At 61.6% G+C, this 10,025-nt stretch carries 10 protein-coding genes; 6 read left to right on the plus strand and 4 right to left on the minus strand.

The genetic code is table 11. The features are described from left to right. Positions 1 to 11: 11 nt before the first annotated feature. Positions 12 to 806, plus strand: a complete 795-nt coding sequence (cysD, locus tag C0V97_RS16495; RefSeq protein WP_127103635.1) for a sulfate adenylyltransferase subunit CysD — start codon at positions 12 to 14, stop codon at positions 804 to 806. 15 nt (positions 807 to 821) lie between these two features. Then, complete coding sequence (gene cysC, locus C0V97_RS16500) at positions 822 to 2,690, plus strand: adenylyl-sulfate kinase (protein WP_370265863.1); 1,869 nt, start codon at positions 822 to 824, stop codon at positions 2,688 to 2,690. A 373-nt stretch (positions 2,691 to 3,063) separates the two neighbouring features. Here cysC and C0V97_RS16505 read toward each other — a convergent pair whose 3' ends face one another. From C0V97_RS16505 to C0V97_RS16515, 3 genes are all read right to left on the minus strand, one after another. Further along, positions 3,064 to 3,861 (minus strand): phosphatase PAP2 family protein, encoded by a 798-nt coding sequence (locus C0V97_RS16505; RefSeq protein ID WP_233582236.1) that lies wholly within the window; start codon positions 3,859 to 3,861, stop codon positions 3,064 to 3,066. Between the two features lie 199 nt (positions 3,862 to 4,060). Then, entirely contained in the window at positions 4,061 to 4,432 is a 372-nt protein-coding gene (locus tag C0V97_RS16510; protein ID WP_158625459.1) for a helix-turn-helix transcriptional regulator, read from the minus strand. Further along, positions 4,429 to 5,067 (minus strand): peroxiredoxin, encoded by a 639-nt coding sequence (locus C0V97_RS16515; protein ID WP_127103630.1) that lies wholly within the window; start codon positions 5,065 to 5,067, stop codon positions 4,429 to 4,431. The genes C0V97_RS16510 and C0V97_RS16515 overlap by 4 nt, the downstream gene beginning before the upstream one ends. Positions 5,068 to 5,175: 108 nt before the next feature. On the opposite strand from C0V97_RS16515, the gene C0V97_RS16520 reads away from it, so the two are divergent. From C0V97_RS16520 to C0V97_RS16535, 4 genes are all read left to right on the plus strand, one after another. Continuing rightward, positions 5,176 to 6,102, plus strand: a complete 927-nt coding sequence (locus C0V97_RS16520) for an MBL fold metallo-hydrolase (RefSeq protein ID WP_127103631.1) — start codon at positions 5,176 to 5,178, stop codon at positions 6,100 to 6,102. 114 nt (positions 6,103 to 6,216) lie between these two features. Then, positions 6,217 to 7,818, plus strand: a complete 1,602-nt coding sequence (locus C0V97_RS16525) for a bifunctional protein tyrosine phosphatase family protein/NAD(P)/FAD-dependent oxidoreductase (protein ID WP_127103632.1) — start codon at positions 6,217 to 6,219, stop codon at positions 7,816 to 7,818. Between the two features lie 9 nt (positions 7,819 to 7,827). Continuing rightward, a complete protein-coding gene (locus tag C0V97_RS16530; RefSeq protein WP_127103633.1) occupies positions 7,828 to 8,643 on the plus strand; it encodes a sulfite exporter TauE/SafE family protein in 816 nt (271 codons plus the stop codon). A gap of 70 nt (positions 8,644 to 8,713) precedes the next feature. Continuing rightward, the gene (locus tag C0V97_RS16535; protein WP_127103634.1) at positions 8,714 to 9,175 is read left to right on the plus strand and encodes a GAF domain-containing protein; all 462 of its coding nucleotides are present in this window, start codon (positions 8,714 to 8,716) and stop codon (positions 9,173 to 9,175) included. 282 nt (positions 9,176 to 9,457) lie between these two features. Here C0V97_RS16535 and C0V97_RS16540 read toward each other — a convergent pair. Next, positions 9,458 to 10,025 (minus strand): NAD(P)-dependent oxidoreductase (locus tag C0V97_RS16540; protein ID WP_148114954.1); only part of this gene is annotated, 568 nt, incomplete at its 5' end.

The following is a 10,025-nucleotide window of genomic DNA, read 5'->3' on the forward strand; positions in this document are numbered from 1 at the left end:
CCCCGCGCGCCATGGACGATCTCGACCAGCTCGAGGCGCAGAGCATCTTCATTCTGCGTGAGGCCTATCGCAAGCTGCGTCCGCTCTCTCTGCTCTGGTCTCTGGGCAAGGACAGCAATGTCATGGTCTGGCTGGCGCGCAAGGCCTTCATGGGGCGTGTGCCGTTCCCGGTCATGCATGTCGATACGGGCAAGAAATTCCCCGAAATGTATGCGTTCCGCGAGGAATACACCAAGAGGTGGAATCTCGATCTGATGCTTGGCGACTGCCCGCCGGTCGAGGAGATCGATCCGTCGCTCCCGCCTGCGGCGCGCTCTGCCGCGCGCAAGACCGCCGGACTGGCCAGCCTGATCGAGAAGCACAAGCTTCGCGGCGTTATCGCCGGTATCCGTCGTGACGAGCAGGCAACGCGCGCCAAGGAGCGTGTGTTCAGCCCGCGTGGTGCCGGGCATCGCTGGGATGTGCGCAACCAGCCGCCGGAATTCTGGGACCAGTACGCCACCCCTTATGAGGATGGCATGCATATCCGTGTGCATCCGCTGCTTTCATGGCGTGAAATCGATATCTGGCGCTATATAGAGCGCGAGAACATTCCCCTGGTCGATCTGTATTTCGCCAAGAACGGCAAGCGCTATCGCTCATTGGGTGATCAGGACATCACGAGCCCCATCGACAGCAATGCCTCGACTCTGGCCGAGGTGATTGCCGAGCTCGAAAGCAGCAAGACCTCCGAGCGCGCCGGTCGCGCCATGGATCATGAATCCGAAGACGCTTTCGAGCGTCTGCGCGTTGCGGGCTATCTCTGAGTTATGGGCGACAACATGACAACCAACGACCTTCCCGCCTCGCTGCGCGCGGCTGCTACCCCCATCGTGATTGTGGGCCATGTCGACCATGGCAAATCGACCCTGATCGGTCGTCTGCTCTATGACACGGATAGTCTGCAGGACGGCAAGCTGGCCCAGATCGTCGAGAGCAGCCGCAAGCGCGGTCTGGCTGTGGAGTGGAGCTTCCTGCTCGACTCGCTTCAGATTGAACGCGACCAGGGCGTGACGGTCGATTCCACGCGCATCCCCTTCCATCTGGGCGGGCGTGAATTCGTCATTGTCGACGCACCGGGCCACCGCCAGTTTCTGCGCAACATGATCACGGGCGCTGCCGATGCCGAGGCCGCCGTCCTGGTGGTGGACGCGCTTGAAGGCGCGCAGGAGCAGACGCGCCGCCATGCCATGTTGCTGCGTCTCATCGGCATTCGCCATGTGATCGTGCTGCTCAACAAATCCGATCTGCTCGATTTCGATCAGGCCAGGATTGGCCAGGCTGAAGCCGATGTGCGCGACCTGCTTGGCCGTCTGGAAATCACGGTTGAGGCTTTTGTGCCGGCTTCTGCGCGTGATGGCGATAATATCGCCACGCGCTCTGAGCGCGCGCCCTGGTATACCGGCCCGACGCTGGTTGAGGCGCTGGCTTCCGTGCCCGCTCCGGCGTCGCGCCTTGCGCTCGATTTCCGCATGCCTGTCCAGGATGTCTATCGCTTCGATGACGTGCGCTATGTCGCAGGACGTATCGAGCGCGGTGTCATCCGTGCAGGCGACCGGATCATGATCGGCTCGCAGGGGCAGCAGGCGACCGTGGCAGAGATCTGCCGCTGGCATACGCCGGAAAATCCGGTGGCGGGAGCCGGAGAGTCGATCGCCCTGCGCCTTGAGCCCGATTTGGTGCCTGATCGTGGTGATCTGCTCTTTCCGGCGCAAGAGACGGGCGCGGCTCCTATTCGCACTGCGCGCCTGCGTACGCGTCTGTTCTGGCTGCGTGGCGAGCCGCTGCGCGTTGGCGAGAGCTTTACCCTGCGTCTGGCAACGGCCGAACATGACGTCACGGTCGCCTCGATCGACGCCGTGGTGAATCTTGACGATCTGACGTTGTCGCCCGGCGATGAGGTGCCGCCCGACGGCTTCGCCGAGATCACGCTCGTGGCGTCCCACGCCATTCTCTTCGACCCGTTCTCGCCCGGTTACAGCGATGGCAGGGGTGTTCTGGTCGATCGTTTCCAGCGCATTGTGGGCGGAGCGCCGCTTCTGGGCGCGGCAGAACTGCCAGATGGCGCCCATGCCATTCATCCGACGGCCAGCAAGGTCACCTCGGGCCAGCGTCGCGCGCTGCATGGCCATGATGGAGGCGTCTTCTGGCTCACGGGCCTGCCCGGCTCGGGCAAGAGCACTATCGCCCGTGCGGTGGAGAGCGAGCTTGTCGCAGAGGGACTGCGCACGACTGTACTCGATGGCGATACGCTGCGTGCCGGTCTGTGCAGTGATCTCGGCTTCTCTCCCGAGGATCGTCGAGAGAATATCCGCCGCACCGCACACGTGGCGCGCCTTCTCGCTGAGAGTGGTCAGGCCGTGATCGTCGCACTCGTGTCACCCCTGATCGAGGATCGCGCCCTTGCAGCCCAGATCATAGGAGAGGGATTCCACGAGGTGCATGTGGATACGGCTCTTGCGGTATGTGAAACCCGCGATCCGAAGGGGCTTTACGCCGCAGCGCGCGCAGGCCGGATCAAGGATTTCACCGGGGTGAGCGCGCCTTATGAGGCGCCATTGACGCCAGGGCTGCGTCTGGAGACTGCTGGGGCTCTGGATGGCACAGTCACTGCTTTCCGTGAGTTCATTCAGGGGCGCCTGTCGCGCTGAAGGTCTGAATAATCTCGATGCGCGTTGAAAAGGGCGGGCCGCAAGGCACGCCCTTTTTCGTCGAGCTGCGTCGCCCTGTATTCGTTGCCGTGCTGGCGGCACGTCCGATCATCTCTTCCGGTATAAGGCACTGTATGTGTCTGTTGCAGTGACCGCGATCTCCCGAACAGGGGGCGAAGGCTATCGGCCCTCGATTGACGACAGCGCCTGGTCGGGAGTTGGAAACGCTATGGCCAGGATCAGTAAAGGGGAAAGACGCGATCGTATCGTTCCCCCCTATCCTGTGCGCCGTCAGTCGGATGCGCTGTTCCGCCGGACGGGCCGGGTGAGCCTTGGGGCAATCGGATCTGTCCGGTTGCCCTGAATAGGGTGCCTAGTCTTCCGAGAAGGGCGAGTGCGCTGCGGCATCGGCCTCCAGCGCGCAGCGTTCTGTCTCGGGATGAACGCCTGTCGCTTTCATGGCGAGCAATTCTTCCCGGGCCTTTGGTAACAGCGCGCGTATTTCCGGGTTCTCCAGTGTCGCAACCGCGAACGCACCGGCCGCCTGATACCCTGACGCAACGTCAGACGCCCAGTGAACGCCACAAATAATGCGACTTTCTCCGATCACGCGGCCGCGCTGCAGCAGCTCCGCGCTGCGCTCGGGCAGGAGTGCCGATAGAACGAGGGCGGTGGAGTATCCGGCAATGGTATGTCCTGACGGATAGGATGGGCTCTTGCGCAGATCGCCCTCGCGCGAGACGCAGATCGGCAGGTCATTGCCGATGAAGGGGCGCTGGCGCTTCCAGTAGTGCTTCTCTTCTGACGTGCGGCCCGTTTCGGCCCTGGCCATCAGGGTGAGGATCTGCTCGAGATGCGGGGCTTTGTCCAGATCGATCAGGAAGCCCGCCGCGCAGGAGAAGCCGCGCAGGAAAGGCTCTGGGCGCAAATCGGCATCGCTCTGCGCAAGTTTCCAGCGCGGCGTGTCCTTGAGGGCGCGCGTGACGGCGAAGATCCGGTCATCATTGGCCTGAGAGGCTGCTGAGGCGGGAGGTGCGGCCAGTGAAAGCCGCGCATCGGGGAGGGAAGAGGCCTTGAGCGGTGCGGTGGGCGCCGTCGAGCAACTGGCCAGAAGGCTGGCGAGCGCGATGGCCCAGGCGGAGCGGGTGCGCATGGCAGGATCGCGTGTCATGGAATCCGTTTCACTGGGGTGGGAAGACGGGCGACCATGGCATGGGTGCAGCGCAACGGGCAGGGGGCAGGCGGGAACGTTGTATTAACTTGATGCAATGTCGATATGAAGAACCGCTCCTGCCCCACTGGCTGATGCATTCGTCTTCACGCAGTAAAGGCGCTGGCGCGCATCCGGCCTGGGCAAGATTTCGTTGCTCTCAGTCAGGCAGGATCGCCGCAAAATGTGCCCCGCCACGTGCGGGAAAACGGATTGCTGCGGGATTGACGTTTTGCGGCAGGGCCGGATCGAGCAGGGTGAGGATGATGATGGCCCGTGCACGCTCCGCGCTGGATGCAAAATCATAGATGACTTCACGCGCTATGCGGGTCGAGGCGATGATGCCTGCCCGTCGCAATTCCCCGAGTTGCTGAGACAAGGCGGGCTGTCCGATACCGGTCTCGCGCTCGATGGCCGACACGCTGCAGGCATCGCGGGCCAGAAGGGACAGGATGGCAAGGCGTTGTGGCTGACCATAGAGACGCAATCTCTCGATCAGCGTGTCCTGCTGGGAACGATCTGAGCGGCTCATGGGGCGCTGTCTTCTTCGAGGTCGTGATACCAGACGCCCCCCGGGGAAGCGCATAGCCCCTCCAGCGTCTGAGCGGGAGGGTGGAACAGCTTTCCCCCCGGTTGCCACCCTTCCGGTGTGAGGGCGTCGCCTTGCATGGCACGTTGCAGCGCCTGCACCGTACGCAGGATTTCTGCCACGGACCGACCGACGCTGAGGGGATAGGTCAGGATCGACTGGATCGTGCCATCGGGGGCGATGATGAATGTAGAACGCACGGTGCTGCTGTCCTGCGCATGCGCATCGAGCATGCCGTAGGCGCGCGCGATGGCCATCGAGGGATCTTCGATGATCGGGAAGCCGATTTCGACCCCAAGGTCACGTCTGATCGCCTCGATCCAGCCGAAATGCGAAGGCAGGCTGTCCACGGACAGGCCGAGCAGTTTGCAATCCAGCGCATCGAACCGGGATTGCGCCTTCGCGAAAGCGATGAATTCGCTGGTGCATACCGGGGTGAAATCCGCTGGATGAGAGAAGAGTACGATCCAGTGCCCGCGAAGCGTGCTCAGCGTCAGTTCTCCACGTGTGGTTCTGGCACGAAAATTCGGTGCCATCATCCCGAGGCGGAGCGGAGGCATCCCTTCTGGATCATTCATGAACGATCTTCCCGTCTAGCATGTCATTCTTGACGCGGGGCTCTATCACAATTACACAGAATGAGAAATAACACATTCGAGAAATATGAAAGTCATGGAGTGAGCAACATGGTCGACTCTCCGGTAGCGAAGGCCACTGCCCTGATTGACGCCACATATGCGGGTCGGGCGCCTCTGCCTGTCATACGCAGTTTCTTCGATGAGACGACGTTTACGGCATCGCATGTGGTTCATGATCCTGCCACGCGTGAGGCAGCGATCATCGACAGCGTGCTGGATTACGACCCCGCTTCGGGGCGGACCAACGCGACCAGCGCGCAGGCCATCCTGGATTACATAAAAAGCGAAAATCTTACCGTGGTGTGGCAGCTGGAAACCCACGCCCATGCGGACCATCTTTCCGCGGCACCATGGTTGCAGGAACATCTCGGCGGCAAGCTCGCCATAGGGGCCGAGATCACCCATGTGCAGGAGGTCTTCGGCAAGATCTTCAATGCGGGGACGCGCTTTGCGCGCGACGGGTCCCAGTTCGATCATCTGTTCAAGGATGGCGATGTCTTTCACATCGGCACGATTCAGGCCATCGCCTTGCATGTTCCGGGACACACCCCGGCCGATATGGCTTTCGTGATCGGGGATGCCGCTTTCATCGGCGATACGTTGTTCATGCCCGATTTCGGGACGGCGCGGGCTGATTTTCCGGGCGGGGATGCCCGACAGCTCTACCAGTCCATACGGCGTCTTCTTTCCCTGCCACGCGAGACGCGGCTTTTTCTGTGTCATGACTACAAGGCGCCGGGGCGCGATCACTATGCGTGGGAGACGACAATCGGCGCTCAGCGTGATCACAACCTCCATGTGCATGACGGTGTCAGTGAGGATGAGTTTGTGACCATGCGCACGAAACGTGATGCGACATTGTCACTGCCCAACCTCATCATGCCATCAGTCCAGATCAATATGCGTGGCGGGCGTCTGCCGGAACCGGAAGAAAACGGCACACGCTATATCAAGATACCCCTCGACACGCTCTGACCTCCAGGGACCGCGACCGGTGGGCTCATCAGGCCTCCGGCGCGCAACCAGCCCGCAAGCGGTCGAGAGCCGTGCGCCGGTTCGATGCTAGTCTGACGACAGAAAGGTACGCTCATGTCCCTTCGCTTCCTGACGGCCCATTTCGCCGTCTCGCCCCAGATCCGGGCGGAAGATCTGCCCGCGCTCAAGGAGCAGGGCTTCACCGGTATCATCTCGACTCGTCCGGATGGCGAGGAAAAGGATCAGCCAGGCGTGGCCGATCTGGGTGTGGCCGCCGAGAAATGCGGGCTCGCCTTTGCCTATATTCCCGTGCGTATGGGCGCGACACCCGATGCCCATAGCGTGTCGGTCATGCGGCGCACCCTGTCGGAAATGATCGGGCCGGATCATACGGGAAAGGTTCTGGCTTATTGCCGCTCGGGCCGTCGCGCGTCGGATCTGTTCGAACTGGCCTCCACCCAGCCGGAAGAGACCGCTCCGAAATCCCAGCACTACGATGTGGTGGTGGTGGGCGGCGGCGCGGGTGGTCTGGCCTGCGCGGCCAGCCTGTTGCGACGCAGGCCGGAATTGCTGGTGGCCGTCATCGAGCCTTCGACCGAGCATTATTATCAGCCTGGCTGGACCCTTGTGGGGGGCGGCGTGTTTCAGGCGGGTCAGACGAGGCGTTCGGAAGTCGGGCTTATTCCTGCGCGTGCCAACTGGATCCGTCAGGCAGTGACGGGCTTCCAGCCGGATCAGAATCAGGTCGCGCTGGGCGACGGCAGCGTGGTGCATTACGAGGCACTGGTGGTCGCAACCGGCCTCAAGCTCGATTGGGCGGCCATTCCGGGCCTGACCGAGACGCTGGGCAAGAACGGCGTCACCTCGAATTACCGCTATGATCTGGCTCCCTATACCTGGGAGCTGGTGAATAAGCTGGAAGAGGGGACCGCTCTGTTTACCCAGCCGCCCATGCCCATCAAATGTGCGGGCGCACCGCAGAAGGCGATGTATCTCTCCTGCGATGCCTGGCGTCGACGCGGTGTGCTGGGTCGTGTTCAGGTGGGTTTTGATACGGCTACGCCAAGTCTTTTCGGCGTTGCCGATTTCGTGCCGGCGCTCATGGATTACATCAAGGGCTATGGTATCGATCTGCATCTCAAATCTCGCCTCGTGGCTGTGGATGGCGAGAAGAAGATCGCAACGTTCGAGCGCGTGACCGAGACAGGCACGGAGCGAGTCGAGCGTGCTTTTGACATGCTGCACGTCGTGCCACCTCAGACGGCGCCGGATGTCATTCGCACATCACCTCTTGCTGGTCAGGACGGCTTCGTGTCGGTGCATCCCGATACGATGCAGCATACGCAATTTGCGAATGTCTTCGCCGTGGGCGACGTGGCCGGAACGAGCAATGCCAAGACGGCAGCGGCCGCGCGCAAGCAGGCCCCAGTGGTGGTTGAAAATCTGATTGCGCAGCTTTCAGGGCGCAAGCTGGAGGCGGCTTATGACGGTTATGGCGGCTGCCCGCTGACGGTCGAGCGTGGCAAGATCGTGCTCGCCGAATTCGGCTATGGCGGAAAGCTGCTTCCGACCCTGCCGAGCTGGATTCTGGACGGCAAGAAACCAACCCGTCTGGCGTGGTTCCTCAAGGAAAAGATCATGCCTCTCCTGTACTGGGAGTTCATGCTCAAGGGGCGTGAGTTTCTCGTGCGCCCGGGAAAGAAGAGCGAGGGCTGAGCCTCTCTCATGGTCGCGTCCTCTCTCACGCCTGACCTGATTCTGTCAGGCGGCGTCCTGTCGGCCCCGATTGTGCCCGCTCTGGCCTCAGGCAGTCTGGTCGGGCTCGTTCTCGGGCTTATCGGCGGCGGCGGGTCGATTCTCGCGGTCCCGTTGCTCATCTATCTGGTGGGGGTACGCAACCCCCATGTCGCCATCGGCACGAGTGCCTTCGCCGTTGCCATCAATGCACTGGCGGGGCTCGTGACCCATGCGCGAGAGCACACTGTCAAATGGCGGTGCGCCGGATTTTTTGCGCCCGCCGGAATGATTGGCGCGGCCCTGGGGGCGCATCTGGGCAAGGCGATGGATGGTCAGCGCCTTTTGCTCCTCTTTGCGGCTCTGATGGTTCTTGTTGGCATCGCCATGATCCGTGGACGTCATGATCAGGGCATACCCGGGGCAGCCTGCAACCGGGATAATGTCTGGAAGGTCGGGCTGTTCGGCCTGTGCACCGGCGGGTTGTCCGGGTTTTTTGGCATTGGGGGCGGATTTCTGATCGTACCGGCCCTGATGGCGGCTACCCATATGCCGGTGCTGAATGCGGTCGGGACGTCTCTTGTTGCCGTCGCGGCCTTCGGGGTCACGACAGCGGCAAGCTATGCCCTATCGGGTCTGGTCGACTGGTCACTGGCATTATGGTTCATTCTTGGCGGCGTAGCCGGATGCGTGATCGGCACGAGGCTGGCGCGCGCGATGGGGCAGGGATCGGGCGCAACATTGAAGCTGGTCTTTGCAGCCCTTATCTTTGTCGTCGCGGGGTATATCGTCTTCAAGACGGTATGACAGGTTGCGGTCACGGTGCCGGATCTGGGAGGCCCGCCCTTAAATCTCAAGACCAGAAAGTGACCGTGCAATGAGCGCCCCTGACCTGAAACTGACCCAGGCCGATATTCTTTCCTCAGTCGAGGGGCTCGTGGCCGCAGAGAGCGATCTCATTGCCAATATGGCCAATATCGCTGCCGTTCTTTTCGAGGCTCTACCGCGTATCAACTGGGCCGGGTTCTACCTTATGAAAGAGGGTGAACTCGTGCTCGGCCCGTTTCAGGGGCGTGTGGCCTGCACGCGCATTGCATTGGGGCGTGGGGTGTGTGGTACGGCTGCAGCCGAGAAGCGTATCCAGCGGATCGATGACGTACATAGCTTCCCCGGGCATATTGCCTGCGATGCGGCGTCGGCGTCGGAAATCGTTCTGCCTCTGATCAAGGACGACGTTTTGCTGGGTGTGCTGGATATCGACAGTCCCGAACCCGCCAGGTTCGGAGAGGCCGAGCAGGCCCTTCTGGAGCAGGTCGTCTCCTCTCTCCTCAAATCCTGAGATTTCGTTGAGGGTTTCCAAAGGGCGACGGCCCTTTGGCAGGGAATGGGGCAGCGCCCCATGATCAACCCGACCACGATCTTTGTCGCTGCAGGATATGGATCCATTCATGGGCGGACGATAACCCGGCTTACTCAGGAGGCGGGCAGGGAAGATTCCTCTCTGGCGGACAATCTGTCCGTCATCCTCTCATTCACTTGGTCCGTGCAACGTCGATCCTCCTGGGATCGCGCCCCTTACGCCTGACCCCCGCCCATGCCTGTTCCATGGGGCGGAAGCGCCTCAATGATTCTCCTTCGCTTCTCCAAGCGTCTGAGCCGCGATGATGGACCAGTCCTTTTCTCCATGTCCGGCGGCGATAGCTTCTCTCATCCGTTTGAAGACCGCTGCCAGCATTGGCAGTTCATGCCCTGCTGCGGCGCCTGCCTCTGTCGCTAATCTCAGATCCTTCAGGCCAAGGCTGGCCCGGAAGCCGGGTTCATAGACCCGTTTCGCAATATTCCCGGAATAGACCTGATAGGATCTGCTGCCGAACAACGTGTTGAGAATCAGGTCGAAAAATGCCTCACGCGAGACACCGCTGGCCTCGGTCAGCACGACAGCCTCGGCCATTGCCTGGATGGCCATGGTAATCATCATATTGCAGGCGATCTTGGCCGCGTAAGCTCCGGAGGGATCTTCCCCCATTGGCCAGACACGCCTGCCCAGAACCGCAAATACGGGTGCAAGCCTGTCCAGATGGACTGCGCCGCCAGCCGCAAGTATCTGCAATGCGCCTGCTGCCGCAACATCGGGCCTGCCAAGGACAGGGCTCGCTACGTAGGCCATTCCATATAGGGCGTGAAGCTCT

The organism is Asaia sp. W19, from assembly GCF_003994335.1.
Classification (GTDB): Bacteria; Pseudomonadota; Alphaproteobacteria; order Acetobacterales; family Acetobacteraceae; genus Asaia.